Origin of the sequence: Stenotrophomonas sp. STK17_22, assembly GCF_051983905.1 — a bacterium.
Lineage (GTDB): Bacteria > Pseudomonadota > Gammaproteobacteria > Xanthomonadales > Xanthomonadaceae > Stenotrophomonas > Stenotrophomonas maltophilia_A.
This window is the reverse complement of the sequence record NZ_CP197010.1, coordinates 2,205,402-2,226,233: the sequence shown is the minus strand read 5'-3', so window position 1 is coordinate 2,226,233 and position 20,832 is coordinate 2,205,402. Positions and strand designations below refer to the sequence as shown.

Genomic DNA, 20,832 nt, shown 5'->3' with positions numbered 1-20,832 from the left:
ACGCCTGCGCTTCACGGAAATCCGGTTGCAAAAAAGCGCGGACGTGCGGTCTGGGACCGGTCCGGCTTTCGTGATTCGGCGAGTGCGAATTGTAGCGCTGCCGGGGCGCTCGCGCCAGCGGTTATCGCACTTCATGAACAGGCGATTGCGCATTCATTTCAATCCGGCGGCGTATGCGGGCCGCCATGACCCTGGTAGACGCCAACCTTGGTTGGCGCTTCCCGGAAAGCCTGCCAACCAAGGTTGGCATCTACCATCGGCCTGGACCGTTACCGGGGGCCGTCCAGCAGGTCCCGCACCCGGTAGCTACCCGGGGCGCGGCCCTGCAGCTGGCGGGCGGCAAACAGGGCGCCGCGGGCGAAGATGTCGCGGTTGGTGGCCCGGTGCACCAGCTCGATGCGCTCACCCAGTCCTGTGAACTGCACCAGATGCTCGCCGACGATGTCACCGGCACGCAGGCTGGCGTAATGCGGCTCCGCCCCACCCCGCTGCGCGGCCGCGCCCAGGGTCAGCGCGGTACCCGACGGCGCGTCCTTCTTCTGCGTGTGGTGCGATTCGACGATGTCGCAGTCCCAGCCGGCCAGCGCCTGCGCCGCGCGCTCGACCAGCTCGTCCAGTACCGCCACGCCCAGGCTGAAATTCGACGCCCAGACCAGCGGGATGGACGCCGCCGCGGCCTCCAGCGCCTGCCGCTGTGTGCTGGAGATGCCAGTAGTGCCCGAGACCAGGCCCGCACCCCGCTCCACGCACAGCGCCAGCATCGGGTCGAAGCCCTCCGGCAGGCTGAAGTCGATCGCCACATCGAACACCGGCGCGCCAGGCAGTTCGCTGGCGCCGAAGAACGGCACGCCGTCGACCACGCGCTGGGTCGGCGCGCGGCCGGTTACCGCAGCCACGATCTGCAGGGTTTCGGGATGTTCGGCGGCCAGCCGCAGCAGGGCCTGGCCCATGCGCCCGGAGGCACCGTGAATGAGCAATCGCAGGGGAGTCTGGTTCATGCCTGCAGGCTAGCGGCAGCACGCCCGCTCCGGCAAGCGCCATCGCTGCTACGCTGCATGCCCTTTCATGCAATGGATGGCAGCTCCTTCATGCAGATCAGCGAACAGCTGGTGCTGGTCACTGGCGCCGGCCGCGGCCTTGGCAAGCACATCGCCCGCGCCTTCGCCGCCCAGGGCGCCCGCGTCATCATCAACTACCACCGCAGCGAAGCCGCCGCACGTACGCTGGCCACTGAGCTGGGCGGACAGGCGATCGCGCTGCCGGCCGACGTCACCGACCGCGCCCAGGTCGATGCGATGCTGCAGCACGCGCTGGCCCACTTCGGCCAAGGTGTCACCACCGTGGTCAACAACGCGCTGGCCGCTTTCTCGTTCAATGGCGATGCCCGCGACGGCGCCGCGGAAATCGGCTGGCCGGCCTTCCAGGCGCAGTTCGAGGGCAGCGTGCGTGGCGCACTGAACACCGTGCAGGCCGCCCTGCCCGGCATGCAGGCCCGCCGCTTCGGCCGCGTGATCAACATCGGCACCAACCTGTTCCAGAACCCGGTGGTGCCCTACCACGACTACACCGCCGCCAAGGCCGCACTGCTGTCGCTGACCCGCACCCTGGCCGGCGACCTCGGCCCGCATGGCATCACCGTCAACATGCTGTCCGGCGGCCTGCTGCGCACCACCGATGCCAGTTCCGCCACGCCCGAAGCGGTATTCGACTACATCGCCGCCAACACCCCGCTGCGCAGCGTCACCACCCCGGCCGAATTCGCCGATGCCGCGCTGTTCTTCGCCAGCCCGTGGTCACGCGCGGTGACCGGCCAGAACCTGGTGGTGGATGGCGGACTGGTGCGGGACTAAGCCGATGCGCATCTCCGAGGTCAGCCGCCTGACCGGTGCCAGCGCCAAGGCCATCCGACTGTACGAGGCGCGCGGCCTGCTGCCGCCGGTGCCACGACTGAACCGCTACCGCGACTACAGAGAACAGGACGTGGCCTGGGTGCAGCTGATCCGCCAGGCGCTGGGGCTGGGTATCACCCTGGCGGCAATCTCGCGCCTGCAGGGCCGCGACGGGCGGCTCGACTGGCAGGCAGTGCTGGCCCTGCTTGAGCAGCAGCGCAGCCGCATTGCCAGCGAGCGGGCACGGCTGGCGCAGGTCGAACTCGACCTGCAGCAGGTCAGCGACGAACTGCAGCAGTGGCTGCTCTCCGGCAGCAATGACTGCGTGCTGGAACCCAGCGGCTGCACGACCCAGGCTTGACTCTGCCCTTGGGGCAGACCGCAGCCTCGCGCACTTTCCATTGCCCGAGGTTGCCGTGTCCCGTTCCATCCTGATCCTGCTCGGCCATCCCGACCGCGACAGCCTGTGCGGCGCCCTCGCCCAGCGCTACGCCACCGCCGCCGAGAATGCCGGCCACTGGGTGCGCTTGATCGCATTGGGTGAACTCGAGTTCGATCCGGTGCTGCGGCGTGGCTACCGCCAGATCCAGCCGCTGGAAGCCGACCTGCAGGACGCGGCGGAAGCGATCGAGGCCTGCGATCACCTGGTGCTGGTCTATCCCACCTGGTGGGGTGCGATGCCGGCGCTGCTGAAGGGCTTCTTCGATCGCGTGCTGTTGTCGGGGTACGCCTTCCGCTACCGGCGCGATTCGGTGTGGTGGGACCGGCTGCTGGCCGGGCGCAGCGCGCGGGTGATCACCACGCTGGATACGCCGCCCTGGTACTACCGCTGGATCTACCGCGACCCGGGCATCACCCAGATCCGCGCCCCCCTCCTGGAATTCTGCGGCATCCGCCCGGTGCGTGTCAGCCGTCTCGGTGCGGTGCGCAGCAGTACCCCAGCAAAACGCAGCAAGTGGCTGGCGTTGGCAGCAGAGCTGGGTTCACGCGGCAGGTAGATCCACGCCATGCGTGGATGAAATGCCGGCCACGTTCCATGTGTCGCGTTTGCCAATTGACCGCCAGGCACCGTGCCTCAAGGCTGAGGGCCCTCTTCCGGCCCAGGCAACGCCCATGAAATCCTCGACTGTCTTCAGCAAGTGCGCCAGGAAGACCGGCTTTTCCGGCACGTCGACGACCCGCTACCGCTTGCTGGATGCCGCCCTGCTTGTCGTGAATCACCAGCGCGCCAGCGAAAGCCGGGGCTTCTATGTGAATGCCGGGCTCTACTTTCCAGAACTGCTCGAGCATCCCCTTGCGCCTGACGATCTTGAAACGGCTTTCCGGTACCGCTCCAGCATTCCCACGCCCCATGTCGACTGGCGGATCGAAGAGACGCCCGGCCTGCGCCGGGCTTTCATCCAGCAGGATCTGGATGATCTGCTGGAGGCCGGCAATCGCGATGGGATGAAATGCCTGCTGCTCGATGCCCTTGCCGACGTGGCGGGCTTCGCGGCAACCCATGGAAACCGCGAGTCGGTGCGGCGGTTGAATCAGGACGGGAACTTCCGGGCGATCATCCGCAGAGAGGTCTAGTAGATCCACGCCATGCGTGGATGGACTCCAGGAGTGTGCGAACCAAGGTTCGCACCTACCAGGACACATTCAGTGCTGTTTGGGCGGCGTCGGCCCGCAGCTGTCGCAACCGCCACAGGCGCCACCGCCTCCGCTCACCGGCGGTGCGATCTTCCGCCCCAGCGCCTGCAGCCAGGCAGCGCGGCCCGGCTTCAGCAGGGCCAGCGCCAGCGCCCCGCGCAGCTTGCGCACGGTGCCGGGGAACTGCTTCTTCAACACCACCCAGGCACTGACCAGTACGGCCACCGCGATGATCAGGTACTGGATCAGCAGGCCGGTATCCATCAGCCGCCTCCCAGCGCCTTGGTCACCTGGTAGGTGATCAGCGCCGCCACGTAGGCCGCAGCAAACAGGTAGAACGCCGAGAAGGCCATCGTCTTCCACGAATTGGTCTCGCGCTTGATGGTGGCCAGCGTCGAGATGCACATCGGGGCGTAGATGTACCAGACCAGCAGCGACAGCGCGGTGGCCAGCGACCAGCCGTCGCTGATCAGCGGGGTCAGTGCCTGGCTGGCGGCATCGTCATCGGCTGCGGACAGCGCGTACACGGTCGCCAGCGAGGACACCGCCACTTCGCGCGCGGCCAGGCCCGGAATCAGCGCGATGCAGATCTGCCAGTTGAAGCCCAGCGGCGCGAAGAACACCGCCATCGCATGGCCGATCTGGCCCGCATAGCTGTAATCGATGGCCGGCATGGTGGCGCCGGCCGGAGCCGCCGGGAACGACAGCAGCACCCACAGCAGGATGGTCAGCGCCAGGATGATGCCGCCGACACGCTTGAGGAAGATCATGCCGCGCTCGTACAGGCCGACCGCCAGGTCGCGCACGTGCGGCAGGCGGTATGACGGCAGCTCCAGCATCAGCGGGTGCTCGCTCTTGTCGCGGCGCCACTTCTTCATGATCCACGACATCGCCAGCGCACTGAGGATGCCCGCCGCATACAGGCCGAACAGCACCAGGCCCTGCTGGTTGAACACGCCCCACACCGTCTTCTGCGGGATGAACGCGCCAATCAGCAGCGCATACACCGGCAGGCGTGCCGAGCAGGTCATCAGCGGCGCGACCAGGATCGTGGCCAGGCGGTCACGCGGGTCCTGGATGCTGCGCGTGGACATGATGCCCGGCACCGCGCAGGCGAAGCTGGACAGCAGCGGGATGAACGAGCGGCCGGACAGGCCGGCGGCGGCCATCATGCGGTCGAGCAGGAACGCCGCACGCGGCAGGTAGCCGGATTCCTCCAGCACCAGGATGAAGAAGAACAGGATCAGGATCTGCGGCAGGAACACCACCACGCCACCCACACCGGCGATGATGCCGTCAGTCAGCAGGCTGGCCAGCGGGCCTTCCGGCAGCACGCTGCCAACAAACGCACCAAGCCAGGCGAAACCGGCCTCGATGCCGTCCATCAACGGTGTCGCCCAGGCATACACCGCCTGGAAGATCAGGAACATCACCACCGCCAGGCTGATCAGGCCGAACACCGGGTGCAGCAGCCAGCGGTCCAGCGCGTCGTCGACTTTGGCGGTCCGCGCCGGCATGCGCACGGCCACTGACAGGATCTCGCGCACCTTGGCGTGGTAGTCGATGCCACCTTCCGGGCCCGGCACCGGCGCATCCAGGTGCGGCACCATCGCATCGAGGCGCTCGACCAGGGCTTTGGCGCCCTGCTTGCGCACCGCCACGGTTTCCACCACCGGCACGCCCAGCTCGCGCTCCAGCGCGGCCACGTCCACCTGGATGCCACGGCGCTGGGCCGCATCGACCATGTTCAGCGCAACCACCATCGGCTTGCCCAGCTCGCGCAGTTCCAGCGCGAAGCGCAGGTGCAGGCGCAGGTTGGTGGCGTCGATCACGCACAGCAGCACGTCCGGTGCAGCCTCGCCCGGATAGAAGCCCCGGCACAGGTCACGGGTGATCGCCTCGTCCAGGCTGGCCGGGTGCAGGCTGTAGGCACCGGGCAGATCGAGTACGGCGAACTCGCGACCGGACGGCGCGCGCAGGCGACCTTCCTTGCGCTCGACGGTGACGCCGGTGTAGTTGGCAACCTTCTGCCGGCTGCCGGTCAGCTGGTTGAACAGCGCGGTCTTGCCGCTGTTGGGGTTACCGACCAGCGCAATGCGCAGGGGCGCGGTAGAAGTTGCAGCGGTCATGCGCGACGCTCCTGGCGGTTGGCGTCGACCACGACGCGCTTGGCTTCACTGATACGCAGCGCAAACCGGGTGAACCCGACCTGCACCAGCAGCGGCTCGCCACCGACCGGGCCCTTGGCCACCAGGCGCACTTCCTCGCCCTTCACGAAACCCAGCTCGCGCAGGCGACGGGCGATGGCATCGTTGGCATGGAGGTCCTGCACGGACTCGACCACGGCCGAGGCGTGCAGCGGCAGTTCGGACAGCGTCATCTAGCGCATTCTCTGCTGGATGTAAATGGTTCTCGATTCTAACATTCCCGCGTCGCGTCATGGCCCATGACCAATGGCCCGCTATGATCCATACAGGTATGGAGTGACCCTGGAATCCCATGAACGATGCTTTGCAGATCGAGCGCAGCGGCGCCGTCCTCACCCTCTGGCTGAACCGGCCCGAGCTGCACAATGCCTTTGACGCCGGCTTGATAGCGCGGCTGACCGCCGCCCTCGAAGCCGCCGGACGCGACGACGCGGTGCGCGCGGTAGTGGTGGCCGGCCACGGCGCCTCCTTCTCGGCCGGCGCCGACATGCAGTGGATGCGTGGCATGGCCGCCGCCAGCGAGGCCGACAACCGCGAGGACTCGCTGGCCCTGGCGCGGCTGATGCGCACCCTGGACGAGCTGCCCAAGCCGACCCTGGCCCGGGTCCACGGCGCGGCCTTCGGTGGCGGCGTCGGCCTGGTCGCCTGCTGCGACATCGCCATCGCCAGCACCGCGGCCCGCTTCGGCCTGACCGAAAGCCGCCTCGGCCTGCTGCCAGCGGTGATCTCGCCCTACGTGATCGAGGCCATCGGCCCGCGCCAGGCCCGTCGCTGGTTCGCCACCGGCGAACACTTCGATGCCGATACCGCACTGCGCATCGGCCTGGTCCACCAGCTGGTCGAGCCCGAGCGCCTGGACGAGGCCGTGCAGCGCCAGCTGGCCCTGCTCGACAAGGCCGGCCCGATCGCTTCTTCCAGCGCCAAGCAGCTGGTGCGGCAGGTGCGTGACAGCCATGACCGCGACGCCCTGGATCGCGATAATGCCGCCCTGATCGCGCGCCTGCGGGTGTCCGCCGAGGGCCAGGAAGGCCTGGGCGCCTTCCTCGACAAGCGCGCGCCCCACTGGGTCACGGAAGCCTGAACATGCTCGATCATCTTGGTTTGACCAGCGCCGACCTGGCGCGCAGCAAGACCTTCTTCCTGCAGGCGCTGGCGCCGCTGCAGATCGGCGTGGTGATGGAAGTCACCGCCGAACAGACCGGCGCGCACGACCACATCGGCTTCGGCAGCGAGGGCAAGCCGTTCTTCTGGCTCGGCAATGGCGGCACCGCCAGCCACGGTGTGCACGTGGCCTTCGCCTGCACCAGCCGCACCCAGGTGGACGCCTTCCATGCCGCTGCCCTCGCCGCCGGCGGTCGCGACAACGGCGCGCCGGGCCTGCGCCCGTGGTACCACCCCGACTACTACGGCGCCTTCGTGCTCGACCCGGATGGCAACAACATCGAGGCGGTATGCCACCGCCCTGCCGACGAGGTGGCCGCATGAGCGACTACGTCCGCATCGTCGAGGTCGGCCCGCGTGACGGTCTGCAGAACGAAAAGCAGTCGGTGTCCACCGCCGACAAGATCGAACTGATCAACCGCCTGTCGGGCACCGGCCTGCGCAGCATCGAGGCGACCAGCTTCGTCAGCCCGAAGTGGATCCCGCAGCTGGCCGATGCCGCCGAGGTCTACGCCGGCATCCAGCGCCGGCCCGGCATCCACTACCCGGTACTGGTGCCGAACGAACAGGGCTACGACCGCGCCCGTGCGGTGGGCGTGGAGGAAGTGGCGGTGTTCACCGCAGCGTCCGAGGCGTTCAACCGCACCAACACCAATGCCGGCATCGACGAATCGCTGGCCCGGTTCGAGCCGATCCTGCGCCGCGCCGCCGCCGATGGCGTGCGCGTGCGCGGCTATGTCTCCACCGTGCTCGGCTGCCCCTACCAGGGCGAGGTGCCACTGGCCGACGTGGTGCGGGTGGCGCGTGCCCTGCACCAGATGGGCTGTTACGAAATCTCGCTGGGCGACACCATCGGCGTCGGCACCCCGCGCAAGGCGCGGGCGATGCTGCAGGCGGTTGCCGCCGAGATTCCGATGGCGGCACTGGCCGTGCACTTCCACGACACCTATGGCCAGGCCATCGCCAACATCGCCACCTGCCTGGAAGAAGGCGTGCGCGTGGTCGACAGCGCGGTGTCTGGCGCCGGTGGCTGCCCGTATGCCAAGGGCGCCAGCGGCAATGTCGCCAGCGAGGACGTGGTCTACCTGCTGCAGGGCCTGGGCCTGGACAGCGGCGTGGACCTGCCGGCACTGGCCGAGACCGGCCGCTGGCTGGCCGGCCTGCTCGGCCGCGCCACCGCCAGCCGCACCGGCCAGGCACTGGCCGCCGCCGGCTGACCGCCGCGCTGCGCCGCCCTGCAGCGGCGGCGCAGTGCACAACAGCGGCGGTCGCGGCTTCCGTTAGAATCGGCGGTTCTCGAACCTGCAGGACCGTGCAATGCAGCTGTCTTCCGTACGTGCCGTGATCACTGGCGGCGTCTCCGGCCTCGGCCTGGCCGTGGCCCAGCACCTCGTCGCCCAGGGCGGCAAGGTGGCCCTGTTCGACCTCAACGACGACAAGGGTGCTGCTGCCGTTGCCGGGCTGGGTGCCGACAAGGCCCGCTACTTCAACGTCAACGTCAGTGATGAAGCGGCCGTCTCGGCAGCCATCGACCAGGCCCACGATTTCCTCGGCGGCCTGAACGTGGCGATGAACTGCGCCGGCATCCTCGGCGCCGGCCGCGTGCTGGGCAAAGAAGGCCCGATGCCGCTGGCCGGCTTCCAGGGCACGGTGATGGTCAACCTGGTCGGTAGCTTCAACGTTGCAAAGGCCGCGGCCAACCGCATGCAGCACAACGAAGCCGGCACCGACGGCGAGCGCGGCGTGATCATCAATACCGCCAGCATCGCCGCCTACGAAGGCCAGATCGGCCAGGCCGCGTACGCCGCCAGCAAGGGCGGCGTGGTGTCGATGACGCTGCCGATGGCGCGCGAACTGTCGCGCTTCGGCATCCGCGTCAACACCATCGCCCCGGGCGTGTTCTGGACGCCGATGGTCGATGGCATGCCCGAGGCGGTGCAGCAGTCGCTGGCCGCGTCGATCCCGTTCCCGTCGCGCCTGGGCAAGCCGGAAGACTTCGCCAGCCTGGTCGGCTTCATCCTCGGCAACACCTACCTCAATGGCGAGACCATCCGCCTGGACGGCGCTACCCGCCTCGCTCCGAAGTGATTCCCCCCGGGCGCCGGGACGGCGCCCTCCCCCAACGACCTAGATCACCATGAAAGCCAACGACATCAAGAAGGGCAACGTCGTCGAGTACAACAACGGCGTGTACCAGATCCGCGACATCGAGCGCAGCTCGCCGCAGGGTCGCGGCGGCAACGTCCGCTTCCGCTTCATCATGTACAGCGTGCCGGGCGGCAACAAGCTCGATGCCAGCTTCGATGCCGACGACAACCTGGTCGAGGTCGAACTGCTGCGCCGCCAGTCCACCTATTCGTACAAGGACGGCGATGCGTTCGTGTTCCTCGATGACGAGGACTACACCCCGTACACCCTGGACGCGGACGTGATCGGCGACGACGCCGGCTACATCACCGACGGCCTGACCGGCATCTACGTGCAGGTGATCGACGAGCAGCCGGTGGCGATCCAGCTGCCGGCCTCGGTGGTGCTGGAAGTGATTGAAACCCCGCCGGAACTGAAGGGCGGCACCGCCACCAAGCGCCCGAAGCCGGCCAAGCTCAACACCGGCATCGAGATCATGGTGCCGGAGTACATCGTCAACGGCGAACGCGTGCTGGTGAACACCGCCACCGGCGAATTCGCGGGCCGTGCCGACTAATCGCCTCGCGCTGATCGGCTGCCTGTCCCTGCCTGCGGCGCATTCGCCGCAGGCAGGCCATCGGATGTAGCAGTCGTGTAGCACCGAGCCCACGCTCGGCTGCTGTGCGTTGGACAGGGACTGCAGCCGAGCGTGGCTCGGCTCTACAGGTAGCTTACGGCTGCTTCGCGCCGAAATTGCCGCAGCCGTGGTACTGGCGGGTGCCGATGGTCAGGTTCACCTTGGCCTCGAACGCCTCGCCACTCATGTCATCCTGGCAGGTCGTGCGCTGGAAGCTGAGCTTGACGTCGGTGCCATCAGACGCCTTGCCACTCCAGCCGTCAGCACCTGCGGTGGGCTGGGCGACATCGAAACGACGCTCACCGTAATCCACTTCCACCTGCAGGCCCGGCGTGTCGCCGTCGACAACCGCCAGCCAGCCCGGCTCATTGCCTGTGGCACGGAATGCGGCATTGCCGGCACTGCCATCGCCTTCAGTGGCTTCGACCGCATGGCACTCGCGATCGGCTTCGCCCTTCAGGCTCAACAGGCCGTCATCGCTGCCCTTGGTCCAGAAGCTGTTGCCCTTGCCATCGCCGTACTTGGCACCCGACGCCGCACGCTCGGAGCTCATGGCGAAGGTGCGTTCGCCGATCACCACCGTGGCCGCATCCTCGCCATTGAAGGTCGCGCGCACGCTCAGATCACCACACTGGTACGTGGTCTCGCTGCCACCTTCGGTGCTGGCGCTCGGCTGCGGCGCGGCAGGCGGGGCGTCATTGCCGCCTGCGGCGGGCGGCTGGGCCGGCTGGCACGCGGCCAGCACCAACCCGAGGGAGGCTGCCAACAGACTGGGAACTACACGCATGGCTCGACTCCTTGTCGACACTACAGAGAGGCTCGACCCTACCACCTGTCGGTGAGCGGGGCCTGAAAGCGGCCTGACCGCGCTCATGCGGCCAGTACCGCCATCGACAACAGCTGCGCGCCGCTTTCGCCTGAACTGCAGGTCCACACCCGCAGCAGACGCAGTTTCAGCTCGCGCTCCTGGCCCTGCCCGCGCACCGACAAGCGCACGTCACTGGACAACAATGCCAGGCGTCCGCACAGCAGCGTTTCCACCGCGTACGATTGCAGGCTGCTCACCCGCAGGTTCCCGGCCAGCCAGTCGCCCAGCCAGGGCAGATCGAGCATGCGCCCGCCCTGCCCATCCATCATGAACAAGGCCGGCGATACCAGCGCGGTCAGCGCATCGTGGTCGTCATCCAGCAATGCCTGCCGCAGGCGCTGTTCCAGCGCTGCCAGCTGCCGCTCATGCAGGTCTTCAACGATGTCCCGTTCCATCCACGGATCCTTCCGGCATCGGCCGGCGCCTGCGCAGGCGTTGCGCGATCCACTGCCGCGCGCCCTGCACTACTACATAGAAGACCGGTACGAAGAACACCGCCAGCACGGTCGCACTGACCATGCCGCCGAACACACCGGTTCCAATCGCCTGCTGGGTTTCCTTCGACGCGCCCTGCGCCAGCATCAGCGGCACCACGCCCAGCGCGAATGCCAACGAGGTCATCACGATCGGCCGCAGGCGCAGACGCGCCGCCTCCAGCGCTGCTTCCACCAGGCCGCGACCCTGCTGCTGCAGCTGGCGCGCGAACTCGACGATGAGGATCGCGTTCTTCGCCGACAGCCCGATCACGGTGATCATGCCGACCTTGAAGAACACGTCGTTGGGCATGCCCCGCAACAGCACCGCAGCAACCGCACCCAGCAGGCCCAGCGGCACCACCAGCATCACCGCCAGCGGGATCGACCAGCTCTCGTACAGTGCCGCCAGCACCAGGAACACCACCAGCATCGACAACAGCAGCAACCACGGCGCCTGCGCACCGGACTCCCGCTCCTGCAGCGACTGGCTGGTCCACTGCAGGGCAAAACCGGACGGCAGCTTCTCCGCCAACCGCTCCATCTCCGCCATGGCCTGGCCGGTCGACACGCCGGAGGCCGGTGCGCCGGACAGGTTCAGCGCCGGGAAGCCGAGATAGCGCTGCAGCTGCAGCGGCGCCTCGGTCCAGTGCGGCGTCACCAGTTCCGACAACGCCACCATGCCGCCTTCGCTGTTGCGCACGTACAGCCTCAGCACATCCTCCAGCTCCATCCGTTGGGGTGCATCGGCCTGCAGGATCACCTGCTGCAGCCGCCCCTTGTTGGGGAAGTCGTTGACGTACTGCGAGCCCATCGCCGCCGACAGCGTGCTGCTGATCTGCTCGAACCCCACGCCCATCGCCTCGGCCTTGGCGCGGTCGATGTCTAGCCGCACGCTGGTACCTGCTGGCAGGCCATCGGCATGCACCTCCGACAGCAGCGGGCTGGCCTCGGCCAGCTTCAGCAGCTGCTGCAGGGCCGCACGCAGCTCTGCCTGGCTCTGCCCGGTACGCGCCTGCAGGGCGAGCGAGAAGCCGGACGAACGGCCCAGGCTGTCGATCGCCGGCGGCATCACGCTCATCACCTCGCCCTCGGCAATCGTCGCCATCGCCTTCTGCGCGGCCTCCACTTCGCCGGCCGCGGTGGCCCCTGCACGCTCGCCCCAATCCTTCAGCATCGTGTAGGTCAGTGCCGCGCTCGGGCCGGAACCGGAGAAGCTGTAGCCGAGGATCGACTGGTTGGAGCCGATGCCCGGGCGTGACGCCACATGCCGTTCGTAGGCTTCGACCACGGCCAGCGTGCGTTCGGCGGTGGCTTCGGCCGGCAGCTGGATCGAGGTCATGAAGTAGCCCTGGTCCTCTTCCGGCAGGAAGGCGCCCGGCAGCCAGTGCAGGCCCAGCAGCAGCGCCGCCACCAGCGCGGCGAACACGCCCATGACCCGCCCACTGCGCTGCAGCACCGACGCCACACCACGCTGGTAACGCCCGGTCATCCGTTCGAAGCCACGGTTGAAGGCGCCGAACAGCCCGCTACGACCATGATGGCCATGGGTGTTCGGGCGCAGCAGGGTCGCGCACAGCGCCGGCGTCAGGCTCAATGCCAGCAGCGCCGAGAACAGGATCGACACCGCCATCGCCACGGTGAACTGGCGGTAGATCGCGCCCACCGAGCCGCTGGCCAACGCCATCGGAATGAACACGGCGGTCAGCACCAGGGTGATGCCGATCACCGCACCGGTCAGCTCGCGCATCGCCTTGATGGTAGCCTCGCGCGGCGGCAGTCCTTCCTCGGCCATGATCCGTTCCACGCCCTCGACCACCACGATGGCGTCGTCGACGATGATGCCGATCGCCAGCACCATGCCGAACATGGTCAGCACGTTGATCGAGAAGCCCAGTGCCAGCATCACCGCGAAGGTGCCGAGCAGCGCGATCGGTGCGACCAGCGCCGGAATCAGCGTGTAGCGCCAGTTCTGCAGGAACAGGTACATCACCGCGAACACCAGCAGCATGGCCTCCAGCAGCGTCTGCACCACCTTCTGGATCGAGATCTTCACGAACGGTGCGGTGTCGAACGGAATGCTCGACTCCACGCCGCGCGGCAGCAGCGGCGCCAGTTCGGCCATGCGCTCGCGTACCGCCGACGCGGTGCGCACTGCGTTCGCGCCAGGACGCAACTGCACCCCGGCGGCGGTCGCTGGGTGGCCATCCTCGCGGGTGCCCCACGCATAGCTCTGCGCGCCCAGTTCGACGCGGGCGACATCGCCCAGCACCACCCGTGAACCGTCTGCCCCGGCGCGCAGCACGATGGCTGCGAACTGCTCCGGCGTGGACAGCTGCCCGTCGGCACTCAACGGCACGGTGATGCGCTGGCCCGGAACACCCGGCGAATCACCGATGCGTCCTGGCGAGATCTCCAGGTTCTGCTGCTCGATGGCGGTGGCCACATCGCCCATGGTCAGGCCGTAGCCGGTCAACCGGGTCGGGTCCAGCCAAACGCGCATCGCCTGTTCGGCACCGAACAGCTGCACGCGGCCGACGCCATCGATGCGGCGCAGCTCTTCGATGATGTTGCGCGCCATGAAATCGCCCAGCGCGGCTTCGCTGACGCTGGCATCCGGCGAACGCAGGCCGACCAGCATCAGGAAGCCGGAATCGGCGGCCTCCACGAACAGGCCGTTCTGGCGCACGCTGCGCGGCAGGCGCGGCTCGATCGCCTTGATCCGGTTCTGCACGTCCACCTGCGCCAGCTCCGGGTTGGTACCGGGCTTGAAGGTCGCAGTGATCGAGGCTTCGCCGGAGGTGTCCACCGACGATTCGAAGTACAGCAGGTGCTTGACGCTGGACAGCTCGCGCTCGATCAGCCCGACCACCGCATCATTCAGCGTCTGCGGGCTGGCACCCGGGTAGCTGGCATAGATGCTGACACTGGGCGGCGCGACCGCCGGATAGCGCTCCACGGCCAAGCGCGGAATCGCCAGTACGCCGGCCAGGATGATGAAGATCGCCAGCACCCAGGCGAACACCGGGCGATCGATGAAGAAACGTGCCATGTTGGATTTTCCTGGAGGGGCTGGCCCGGGAAAGGCTCAGCCCTTGCTGCCGGCCTGCACCGCGCCGGCGCTGGCGACCGGCACCTGCCAGTCGCGCGCATCGACCACCACGCCTTCCTGCAGGCGCTCCTGGCCCTCGACCACCACCTTTTCGCCCGCCTTCAGACCGGTGCGCACCAGCCACTGGCGATCAACGCTGCCGTCGACCTCCAGCGTGCGGATCACCGCCTTGCCGTCGCCACCGATCACCCAGGCATAAGCCTGGCCACCGGCGCTGCGCAGCACGGCCTGCTGCGGCACGGTCAGCGCACTGGCCGGTGCACCCCGCGGCACTTTCGCGCGCACGTACATGCCGGGCAGCAGCTGGCGCTGCGGGTTGTCGACCAGGATGCGGAGGATCACATCACCGGTACGCGCATCGACGTTGATGCCGGAGAACAGCATCTGGCCACGCTCGGACAGCGGCTTGCCGGCGGCACCGATGATCGTCACCGGCAGCTCGCCACCACCGGCAGCACTGCGCTGCAGCGATTCCAGCTGGGCCGCCGGCTGGCGCACATCGACGTAGACCTGGTCGATCTGCTGTACCACCGCCATCGGCTCGGCATCGGCCACGCCGACCAGTGCACCTTCGGTCACCAGCGCCTGGTCGATGCGGCCGGCAATCGGCGCGCTGACCGTGGCATAGCGCAGGTCGAGCTGGCGACGGGCCAGGATCGCGCGCGCTTCATTCACCGCGGCACGGGCCTGTTCGTACTCGGCACTGGCATCGTCGCGATGCTGCTGGCTGACGGCCTGTGCCGCGGCCAGTGCATGCAGGCGCTGCGACTGCACGCGACTGCGGCCCAGGGCGGCCTCACTGCGCTGCAGCGCGGCCAGTGCCGAATCGACATCGGCACGGAAGGCCGCCGGATCGATCTGGAACAGGGCCTGGCCGGCGTCTACTTCCGCGCCCTGGTCAAACAGCCGGCGCTGCACGATGCCACCCACCTGCGCTCGGATCTGCGCGGTGCGCACGGCGGCCACGCGGCCAGGCAGTTCGTCGTCACGCTGCACCACCTGCGGGCCGACGGTAACCACGCTCACGCGGGGTGCGGCTTCGGGCGTGGCTTCGGGGGTGGAGCAGGCCGTCATGGCCAGGGCGAGGGCCGCGATCAACGCGACCGGAGTCCTGAAGGTTCTCATTGCTGTGCACAATGCCGCGCGGGCGGCTGATAGGTTCTGAAGAACCCAGTGTGCGTGGCGATGATGGGGTTTCGATGGAGGAACTGTGGGGATACGATGGAGGCAAGCACCTTAAGGCCCCGCCCCTGCATGCATGCCGCCCCTGCCCTCGCCGCCCTCGTCCTGATCGTCGAGGATGAGGCCGAGATCGCCGACATTCTTACCGCCTATCTGGAACGCGAAGGACTGCGTACGCTGCGCGCCGCCGACGGCCACAGCGCACTGGACCTGCATCGCAGCGCCCGCCCCGACCTGGTCCTGCTCGACGTGCAGCTGCCGCGGCTGGATGGCTGGAGCGTGCTGACCCAGCTGCGCCAGCGCGGCGAGACGCCGGTGATCATGCTGACCGCACTGGACCAGGACCTGGACAAGCTGACCGCACTGCGCATGGGCGCTGATGACTACGTGGTCAAACCATTCAATCCGGCCGAAGTGGCGGCGCGCGTGCGCGCCGTGCTGCGGCGTACGTTGCGCGCCTCGCGCGTGGATGCCCCGACCGCGCTGCGGGCGGGCCCGCTGCTGATCGACTCGGCCACCCACGCCGTACACGTGGAAGGCGAAGGCTACAGCCACGAAGTGCTGCTCACGCTCACCGAGTTCAAGCTGCTGCACTGCATGGCGCTGGCGCCGACCCGCATCTTCAGCCGCAGCGAACTGATGCACGAATGCCTGCCGGAAAGCGAGGCGCTGGAGCGCACGGTCGACAGTCATGTCAGCAAGCTGCGCCGCAAGCTGGATGAAGTGGGCATGGTCAATGTGCCGGCCAGCGTGCGTGGCGTCGGCTACCGGTTGATGGCCGACCGCTGATGGCCCGCCTGCGCCGCTCCGGGCTCAGCCGCCACATCATCGTCTCGATGTCGTTGATGGTGATCGGCGTCATCGTGATGATGATCCTGTCGTCCTGGCTGCTGTATGCGGTGCTGGTCGAATTCTTCCCCGGCACTACCGAGGAACCGGAAAGCTGGCTGCCGACCGGCCCTGAACTGGCATGGATGGTCGGCGTGATCCTGACCGGCCTGGCGCTGGCCATCGCCGCCTCGTTCCGTCTTGCCCATCGCATCCTGTCGCCGTTGAATTCGCTGGTGGACAGCGTGCGCGCGCTCGCGGGCGGCGACCTCGGTGCCCGTGCCAGCGTCGACGAAAACTCGCCGGGCGAAGTGGCCACCTTGGTCGAGGACTTCAATGCCATGGCGCGGCGGCTGCAGCACGTGGAGAGCGAGCGTGCGATGTGGCATGCAGCCATCGCCCATGAACTGCGGACTCCGGTGACGATCCTGCGCGGCCGCCTGCAGGGCCTGGCCGAGGGCGTCTTCCAGCCGGACGAATCACAGTTCCGCAGCCTGCTCGCCCAGGTCGAGGGCCTGTCACGACTGATCGAGGATCTGCGCGTGCTGAGCCTGTCCGACAATGCGCGGCTGGACGTGCGCCGCGCACGTACCGACGTGGTGGCCGAAGTGCATTCGGTGATGACCCTGGTCGATCCCCAGTTCCGCGCCGCCGGCTTCGTGCTGGAGCTGGAAACCAGCCGCGAAGAACACAACGCGCACTGCGACCCGACCCGCCTGCGCCAGGCGCTGCTGGCGCTGCTGGAGAACGCGCGCCGCTATGCCAGCCCGGGCAAGGTGCGGATTGCCGTGCATGACACACCGGGCCATGTGCAGGTAGCGATCGAGGATGAGGGCCCGGGCATCGACCCTGAGCTGCACGCCGACATCTTCTCTCCGTTCATGCGTGCCGACGGTTCGCGTTCGCGCCAGGGTGGAGGTAGCGGGCTCGGTCTGGCGGTGGTCAAGGCCATCGCCGACGCGCACGGCGGCCGCGTCTACTGCACGGCGGGCAACGCTGGTGGCAGCCGTTTCGTTATCGAGCTGCCGCGCCAATAGCCGGCGTGGCTGCCTGTTCCCGCAGGCGGGCACCGAGCGCAGCGAGGTTGGCGTCGATCGCATCCATTTCGTTGCGCTGCTTCTCCGGCAGCTGCTGACGCAGCTGTACGCGCAGCGCCTGCCAGGCCGGCACCGCCTGTGCGCTGGCGGTGGCAACCGCTTCGGCCAGCACCGCCTGCTCATCGGCCAGCGGCAACCCGTAGCCGCCGCCCACCAGCAGCGTACCCGGGCGCAGCCATTGCCCACCCTGCTCCAGCAACTGGCGCAGGCCCCGGGTCTCGGCACTGTCCGGTGCGGCCAGCAGGCGCCGTTTCAGCACATCGCGCGCGCGCAGCTCGGCGCGGCGTTGCGCAGCCTGTTCCAGCAGCAGCAGGCCGGCGCTTGCGCGCAGGTCGCCTTGCAGCAACCACAGCGCACGCTGCTGTGCGGGCAGCTTCAACCAGCCGCGTACGTCGCGTGCGGGCAATGCCAGCTGGGCTGCCGCCACGCCGAACAACTGCTGGTAGTGATCGCGTGCCGAGGCGAAGTAGTAACCCTGCGCCTGTGCTGCATTGCGGTCCGTGAGTACCTGCTCGTCCAGCACATGCAGCTGCGACAGCCGACGCTTCAAACCACGCGGACTCAGCTGGGCCAGCCCGGCCTCCCCCAGCCGAGGCACACCCGCCTGCAGCAGCTTGGCGGTTTCCACCGCGCAGTTGTTGCTGACGAAGTAATAGCGCCCGTCATAGCTCCAGTGCACCTGCGCAGTGCGCTCGAGCAGGCTGGCGATCTCGCCGGGCGACAACTGCAACGGCAGCGACTGCAACCCGCGCAGTTCCACCTTGGTGTACTCATCCACCACCTGCTGCAGCGGCAGCACGAACAGTCGCGACGGGTAGCCACCGGTAAGGCCACGCCAGTTGGAAATCTGCACGTCACCAACGAAGGCACGGAACGAAAGCACACGGTGGTAATCCAGGTCCAGGCGACAATCCTGCCCAGGTGCGCGCCCCGGCTTGCAGATCACCAGCCGCAGCATGCTGTGGCCCCAGCGACTCATCGGCTGCGCACTGCCTTCGGCGAACAGGTAGTCCACCGCGTAGACGCGCGCCGGATCGAGGTGCAGCAGCGATGCAGCGCCTTCTTCCGATTCGGCCTGGAGCAAGGGCAGCGTCGTAGCGCACTGCGGCTGTGGCAGCGACGGCGGGGTTCCGAAATGGGCCTGGTACCACTGCGCCAGTGCCGGGCGCCGGCAGGCAAACTCGCTGTCGAGCACGAAATGCTCGGCGTTCACTGCCAGGTACTCGGCCGGATCCTTCAGTTCATAGGCGTCCGGGCTACGGTCATGGAAGTCGTTGTCGCCGCGGCCGAGGCGCCACGGCTTACGCTGCCACCCAGCCAGGTCCCGCCAACGCGCAGTGCGCGACCAGTCCGCACCGCCACGGTCGGCGACGTGGGTGAGTTCGTGCACCAGCGCGCTGCGGCGCGCACGGCGGGCGCCGGGCATGCCGTCATCCAGAAGATCGCGGCGCAACGTGATGCGGCCGGCGAAGGCGCGGCCATGCACCTCGGCGGGAAGGCCATCACTCCAGCGCACCTGCACCTGCGCCGGCAGGGCGCGCAGCAGGCCATCTGGCAACAATGACTGCACGTCGGCCAGGGTCTGCGTCGCCACCTGCTGCTGTGCAGGGCTCAACCCCGCAGGATCGAGCTGCAGGCGATCAGCCGCGTGCGCGACATGAGCGATCAGCAGTAGAGCCACGCCGTGCGTGGCTGCGTTCCGTGCAGATGTCATGGCGTTGCCGGCCAGCGGCCGGCACTACCCGAAGGCGGGATCAACGCGCCAGCAGCGCGCGGGCCAGTTCCAGGTCGCTCTGCTGCTGCGCGGCAGTGCTCTGCTCACGCAGGTGGACCAGCGCGGCTTGCAGGCGGGCACCACGGATCTGGCCATCGCTTGCGACGAACGCAGCGGCATCGTCGCGTGCAGCCAGTACCACCTTGTCGTCACCCGAGCTGCTGCCCGAGGAACCGGAGGAAGCACCCGTGGCCGAACCGGCCGACGTGCCGGCGAAGCTGGAAGCGAAGCCGGCCAGCGGCAGGGACAGCAGGGCGAGCAGCAGAAGCGGACGGGTCATCGGTTCGAAGCCGGTTGTTAGGAAGCGTGGAGCGTAACGGGTGCGTGAAGGATTTGCCCGGCTCAAACGTCGAACAGCTTGCCGGGATTCAGCCGCGCTTGGGGATCGAACGCGCGTTTGACCGCCTTCATCAGGGCGATCTCGGCCGGGCCGCGGGTGCTGTCCAGGTAGCCCTTCTTGACCAGGCCGATGCCGTGCTCGGCCGAGATGCTGCCATCGAAGCGCGCCAGCACCTGCGCGAGCAGCTTGGTCACCTGCTCGCACTGCGCCACGAAATCGGCGTCGCTGGTGTCGTCCGGCTTGAGCACATTGATGTGCAGGTTGCCGTCGCCGATATGGCCGAACCAGACCACGTCGAAGTGCGGGTAGGCCTGCCCGATCAGCGCCTGGGTCTCGGCCAGGAACGCCGGCATCGCCGAGATCCGCACCGAGACGTCATTCTTGTAGGGCGTGTAGCGCGCCAGCGATTCGGTGATGCCTTCGCGCAGGCGCCACAGCTGCGCGGCCTGGGCATCGCTGGCACTGATCACGCCGTCACTGACCCAGCCATTGCCCATGCAGTCCTCGAACGCGGCCATCGCCGCCGCTTCCTGGGCCTCGTCGCCGGCGGCGAACTCGGTGACTACGTAGTACGGATGCACCTCGTCGAACGGTGCCTGCGCGCCATGCGCCAGCACGTGCTCCAGCGCCCGGTCAGTGAAGAATTCGAAGGCCTGCAGCTGCAGGCGCGCGCGGAACGCGGCGAATACCTGCATCAGCACCTCGAAGCTGGGTACGGCCAGCAGCATCACGTTGCTGGCCGGCGGCGGGTCGGTCAGTTTCACCGTGGCTTCGACGATCACGCCCAGCGTGCCCTCCGAGCCGATCAGCAGCTGGCGGAAGTCATAGCCGCTGGAGTTCTTGATCAGCCCCTTGTTGAGTTCCAGCAGCTGGCCATCGGCCGTGACCACCTTCAGGCCGGCGATCCACTCGCGGGTGTTGCCGTAGCGGATCACGCGGATGCCGCCGGCATTGGTGGCGATGTTGCCGCCGATCGAGCAGGACCCGCGCGCGGCGAAATCCACCGGGTAGATCAGGCCGTGGTCCAGCGCGGCGTTGTGCACGGCCTCCAGCGGCATGCCGGCCTGCACCACCAGGGTGCGATCGACGGCGTCGTAGGCCAGCGCCTTGTTCATCCGTTCCAGGCTGAGCACCAGCTCGCCGTTGGCGGCCACCGCGCCACCCGAGAGGCCGGTGCGGCCACCGGACGGCACCACGGCCACGCCCTCGCCTGCGCTCCAGCGCATCACCGCCTGCACTTCCTCGACCGTGGCCGGCAGTGCGATCGCCAGCGGCGCCGGCGTCCAGCGCCGGGTCCAGTCGCGCCCGTAATGCTCCAGGTCGGACGGATCGGTCTTCAGCTTCAGGCCGGGACAGGCCTGCTGCAGCGAGGCAATGCGGGAATCGGTCATGACGGTCCAGCGCGGTGCGTGAAGAACGGGCAAGCGTGCCAGCGGCACGCGCCAGCGTCCAGCCCTGCAGCCGTACAGATAGCTACGGATGCAACCAATTGCGCACTGCAC

At 68.1% G+C, this 20,832-nt stretch carries 22 protein-coding genes; 11 read left to right on the top strand and 11 right to left on the bottom strand.

All coding sequences use genetic code 11. The features are described 5' to 3' along the window. Positions 1-269: 269 nt before the first annotated feature. On the bottom strand, positions 270-950 hold the full coding sequence (locus ACSYS9_RS10400; protein ID WP_032128797.1) for a 4-hydroxy-tetrahydrodipicolinate reductase: 681 nt from the start codon (positions 948-950) through the stop codon (positions 270-272). 138 nt (positions 951-1,088) lie between these two features. Between ACSYS9_RS10400 and ACSYS9_RS10395 the strand changes: the two genes are divergently transcribed. The 4 genes from ACSYS9_RS10395 (at position 1,089) to ACSYS9_RS10380 (ending at position 3,464) form a co-directional block, all read left to right on the top strand. Further along, on the top strand, positions 1,089-1,850 hold the full coding sequence (locus ACSYS9_RS10395; protein WP_428992381.1) for a 3-oxoacyl-ACP reductase: 762 nt from the start codon (positions 1,089-1,091) through the stop codon (positions 1,848-1,850). A 4-nt stretch (positions 1,851-1,854) separates the two neighbouring features. Beyond that, entirely contained in the window at positions 1,855-2,250 is a 396-nt protein-coding gene (locus tag ACSYS9_RS10390; RefSeq protein WP_071229304.1) for a MerR family transcriptional regulator, read from the top strand. Positions 2,251-2,305: 55 nt separating this feature from the next. Continuing rightward, entirely contained in the window at positions 2,306-2,887 is a 582-nt protein-coding gene (locus ACSYS9_RS10385) for an NAD(P)H-dependent oxidoreductase (RefSeq protein ID WP_071229333.1), read from the top strand. Positions 2,888-3,002: 115 nt separating this feature from the next. Further along, positions 3,003-3,464: a DUF4304 domain-containing protein gene (locus tag ACSYS9_RS10380; RefSeq protein ID WP_071229303.1), complete on the top strand. Its 462-nt coding sequence runs from the start codon at positions 3,003-3,005 to the stop codon at positions 3,462-3,464. Positions 3,465-3,533: 69 nt separating this feature from the next. Here ACSYS9_RS10380 and ACSYS9_RS10375 read toward each other — a convergent pair whose 3' ends face one another. Genes ACSYS9_RS10375 through ACSYS9_RS10365 form a run of 3 tightly spaced genes read right to left on the bottom strand, consistent with a single transcriptional unit; the run spans position 3,534 to position 5,904 of the window. Then, complete coding sequence (locus ACSYS9_RS10375; protein WP_071229302.1) at positions 3,534-3,788, bottom strand: DUF6587 family protein; 255 nt, start codon at positions 3,786-3,788, stop codon at positions 3,534-3,536. Beyond that, the gene (feoB, locus tag ACSYS9_RS10370) at positions 3,788-5,653 is read right to left on the bottom strand and encodes a ferrous iron transporter B (RefSeq protein ID WP_049400127.1); all 1,866 of its coding nucleotides are present in this window, start codon (positions 5,651-5,653) and stop codon (positions 3,788-3,790) included. The genes ACSYS9_RS10375 and feoB overlap by 1 nt, the downstream gene beginning before the upstream one ends. Further along, positions 5,650-5,904, bottom strand: a complete 255-nt coding sequence (locus ACSYS9_RS10365; RefSeq protein ID WP_032128790.1) for a FeoA family protein — start codon at positions 5,902-5,904, stop codon at positions 5,650-5,652. Before ACSYS9_RS10365 ends, feoB begins: the two co-directional genes overlap by 4 nt. Positions 5,905-6,023: 119 nt before the next feature. Between ACSYS9_RS10365 and ACSYS9_RS10360 the strand changes: the two genes are divergently transcribed. The 5 genes from ACSYS9_RS10360 (at position 6,024) to yeiP (ending at position 9,596) form a co-directional block, all read left to right on the top strand. After that, complete coding sequence (locus ACSYS9_RS10360; RefSeq protein ID WP_032128789.1) at positions 6,024-6,812, top strand: enoyl-CoA hydratase-related protein; 789 nt, start codon at positions 6,024-6,026, stop codon at positions 6,810-6,812. A 2-nt stretch (positions 6,813-6,814) separates the two neighbouring features. Further along, positions 6,815-7,216, top strand: coding sequence for a VOC family protein (locus ACSYS9_RS10355; protein WP_071229301.1), 402 nt, complete (start codon positions 6,815-6,817; stop codon positions 7,214-7,216). Beyond that, positions 7,213-8,109 (top strand): hydroxymethylglutaryl-CoA lyase, encoded by an 897-nt coding sequence (locus ACSYS9_RS10350; protein WP_071229300.1) that lies wholly within the window; start codon positions 7,213-7,215, stop codon positions 8,107-8,109. The genes ACSYS9_RS10355 and ACSYS9_RS10350 overlap by 4 nt, the downstream gene beginning before the upstream one ends. A 100-nt stretch (positions 8,110-8,209) precedes the next feature. After that, complete coding sequence (locus tag ACSYS9_RS10345; RefSeq protein WP_049457458.1) at positions 8,210-8,980, top strand: SDR family oxidoreductase; 771 nt, start codon at positions 8,210-8,212, stop codon at positions 8,978-8,980. A 49-nt stretch (positions 8,981-9,029) separates the two neighbouring features. Beyond that, entirely contained in the window at positions 9,030-9,596 is a 567-nt protein-coding gene (gene yeiP, locus ACSYS9_RS10340; protein WP_005409468.1) for an elongation factor P-like protein YeiP, read from the top strand. 154 nt (positions 9,597-9,750) lie between these two features. Here yeiP and ACSYS9_RS10335 read toward each other — a convergent pair whose 3' ends face one another. The 4 genes from ACSYS9_RS10335 to ACSYS9_RS10320 form a co-directional block, all read right to left on the bottom strand. Further along, a complete protein-coding gene (locus ACSYS9_RS10335; RefSeq protein ID WP_071229299.1) occupies positions 9,751-10,443 on the bottom strand; it encodes a COG3650 family protein in 693 nt (230 codons plus the stop codon). 83 nt (positions 10,444-10,526) lie between these two features. After that, on the bottom strand, positions 10,527-10,919 hold the full coding sequence (locus ACSYS9_RS10330) for a nuclear transport factor 2 family protein (protein WP_071229298.1): 393 nt from the start codon (positions 10,917-10,919) through the stop codon (positions 10,527-10,529). Then, the gene (locus ACSYS9_RS10325; RefSeq protein WP_071229297.1) at positions 10,900-14,049 is read right to left on the bottom strand and encodes a multidrug efflux RND transporter permease subunit; all 3,150 of its coding nucleotides are present in this window, start codon (positions 14,047-14,049) and stop codon (positions 10,900-10,902) included. The genes ACSYS9_RS10330 and ACSYS9_RS10325 overlap by 20 nt, the downstream gene beginning before the upstream one ends. A 36-nt stretch (positions 14,050-14,085) precedes the next feature. After that, complete coding sequence (locus ACSYS9_RS10320) at positions 14,086-15,234, bottom strand: efflux RND transporter periplasmic adaptor subunit (protein ID WP_032128781.1); 1,149 nt, start codon at positions 15,232-15,234, stop codon at positions 14,086-14,088. 129 nt (positions 15,235-15,363) lie between these two features. Here ACSYS9_RS10320 and ACSYS9_RS10315 point away from each other — a divergent pair, with 129 nt between their 5' ends. Further along, on the top strand, positions 15,364-16,080 hold the full coding sequence (locus ACSYS9_RS10315; protein WP_020424480.1) for a response regulator: 717 nt from the start codon (positions 15,364-15,366) through the stop codon (positions 16,078-16,080). Then, on the top strand, positions 16,080-17,156 hold the full coding sequence (locus ACSYS9_RS10310; protein ID WP_071229295.1) for an ATP-binding protein: 1,077 nt from the start codon (positions 16,080-16,082) through the stop codon (positions 17,154-17,156). The genes ACSYS9_RS10315 and ACSYS9_RS10310 overlap by 1 nt, the downstream gene beginning before the upstream one ends. On the opposite strand, the gene ACSYS9_RS10305 is transcribed toward ACSYS9_RS10310, so the two are convergent. The 3 genes from ACSYS9_RS10305 to ACSYS9_RS10295 all read right to left on the bottom strand — a co-directional run bounded on the left by ACSYS9_RS10305 (position 17,134) and on the right by ACSYS9_RS10295 (position 20,721). Next, complete coding sequence (locus ACSYS9_RS10305; RefSeq protein ID WP_071229294.1) at positions 17,134-18,930, bottom strand: DUF7844 domain-containing protein; 1,797 nt, start codon at positions 18,928-18,930, stop codon at positions 17,134-17,136. The two genes, ACSYS9_RS10310 and ACSYS9_RS10305, sit on opposite strands and share 23 nt — an antisense overlap. 40 nt (positions 18,931-18,970) lie before the next feature. Next, positions 18,971-19,270: a DUF2388 domain-containing protein gene (locus ACSYS9_RS10300; RefSeq protein ID WP_014037036.1), complete on the bottom strand. Its 300-nt coding sequence runs from the start codon at positions 19,268-19,270 to the stop codon at positions 18,971-18,973. A gap of 62 nt (positions 19,271-19,332) precedes the next feature. Continuing rightward, on the bottom strand, positions 19,333-20,721 hold the full coding sequence (locus ACSYS9_RS10295; protein WP_071229293.1) for an FAD-binding oxidoreductase: 1,389 nt from the start codon (positions 20,719-20,721) through the stop codon (positions 19,333-19,335). Positions 20,722-20,832 lie beyond the last annotated feature (111 nt).

Excerpts from the sequence above, each read along its gene's own strand:
- ACSYS9_RS10400 (WP_032128797.1), bottom strand. The coding sequence starts at position 950 with ATGGGCCAGGCCCTGCTGCGGCTGGCCGCCGAACATCCCGAAACCCTG.
- ACSYS9_RS10395 (WP_428992381.1), top strand. The coding sequence starts at position 1,089 with ATGCAGATCAGCGAACAGCTGGTGCTGGTCACTGGCGCCGGCCGCGGC.
- ACSYS9_RS10390 (WP_071229304.1), top strand. The coding sequence starts at position 1,855 with ATGCGCATCTCCGAGGTCAGCCGCCTGACCGGTGCCAGCGCCAAGGCC.
- ACSYS9_RS10380 (WP_071229303.1), top strand. The coding sequence starts at position 3,003 with ATGAAATCCTCGACTGTCTTCAGCAAGTGCGCCAGGAAGACCGGCTTT.
- ACSYS9_RS10375 (WP_071229302.1), bottom strand. The coding sequence starts at position 3,788 with ATGGATACCGGCCTGCTGATCCAGTACCTGATCATCGCGGTGGCCGTA.
- feoB (WP_049400127.1), bottom strand. The coding sequence starts at position 5,653 with ATGACCGCTGCAACTTCTACCGCGCCCCTGCGCATTGCGCTGGTCGGT.
- ACSYS9_RS10365 (WP_032128790.1), bottom strand. The coding sequence starts at position 5,904 with ATGACGCTGTCCGAACTGCCGCTGCACGCCTCGGCCGTGGTCGAGTCC.
- ACSYS9_RS10360 (WP_032128789.1), top strand. The coding sequence starts at position 6,024 with ATGAACGATGCTTTGCAGATCGAGCGCAGCGGCGCCGTCCTCACCCTC.
- ACSYS9_RS10355 (WP_071229301.1), top strand. The coding sequence starts at position 6,815 with ATGCTCGATCATCTTGGTTTGACCAGCGCCGACCTGGCGCGCAGCAAG.
- ACSYS9_RS10350 (WP_071229300.1), top strand. The coding sequence starts at position 7,213 with ATGAGCGACTACGTCCGCATCGTCGAGGTCGGCCCGCGTGACGGTCTG.
- ACSYS9_RS10345 (WP_049457458.1), top strand. The coding sequence starts at position 8,210 with ATGCAGCTGTCTTCCGTACGTGCCGTGATCACTGGCGGCGTCTCCGGC.
- yeiP (WP_005409468.1), top strand. The coding sequence starts at position 9,030 with ATGAAAGCCAACGACATCAAGAAGGGCAACGTCGTCGAGTACAACAAC.
- ACSYS9_RS10335 (WP_071229299.1), bottom strand. The coding sequence starts at position 10,443 with ATGCGTGTAGTTCCCAGTCTGTTGGCAGCCTCCCTCGGGTTGGTGCTG.
- ACSYS9_RS10330 (WP_071229298.1), bottom strand. The coding sequence starts at position 10,919 with ATGGAACGGGACATCGTTGAAGACCTGCATGAGCGGCAGCTGGCAGCG.
- ACSYS9_RS10325 (WP_071229297.1), bottom strand. The coding sequence starts at position 14,049 with ATGGCACGTTTCTTCATCGATCGCCCGGTGTTCGCCTGGGTGCTGGCG.
- ACSYS9_RS10320 (WP_032128781.1), bottom strand. The coding sequence starts at position 15,234 with ATGAGAACCTTCAGGACTCCGGTCGCGTTGATCGCGGCCCTCGCCCTG.
- ACSYS9_RS10315 (WP_020424480.1), top strand. The coding sequence starts at position 15,364 with ATGCATGCCGCCCCTGCCCTCGCCGCCCTCGTCCTGATCGTCGAGGAT.
- ACSYS9_RS10310 (WP_071229295.1), top strand. The coding sequence starts at position 16,080 with ATGGCCCGCCTGCGCCGCTCCGGGCTCAGCCGCCACATCATCGTCTCG.
- ACSYS9_RS10305 (WP_071229294.1), bottom strand. The coding sequence starts at position 18,930 with ATGACATCTGCACGGAACGCAGCCACGCACGGCGTGGCTCTACTGCTG.
- ACSYS9_RS10300 (WP_014037036.1), bottom strand. The coding sequence starts at position 19,270 with ATGACCCGTCCGCTTCTGCTGCTCGCCCTGCTGTCCCTGCCGCTGGCC.
- ACSYS9_RS10295 (WP_071229293.1), bottom strand. The coding sequence starts at position 20,721 with ATGACCGATTCCCGCATTGCCTCGCTGCAGCAGGCCTGTCCCGGCCTG.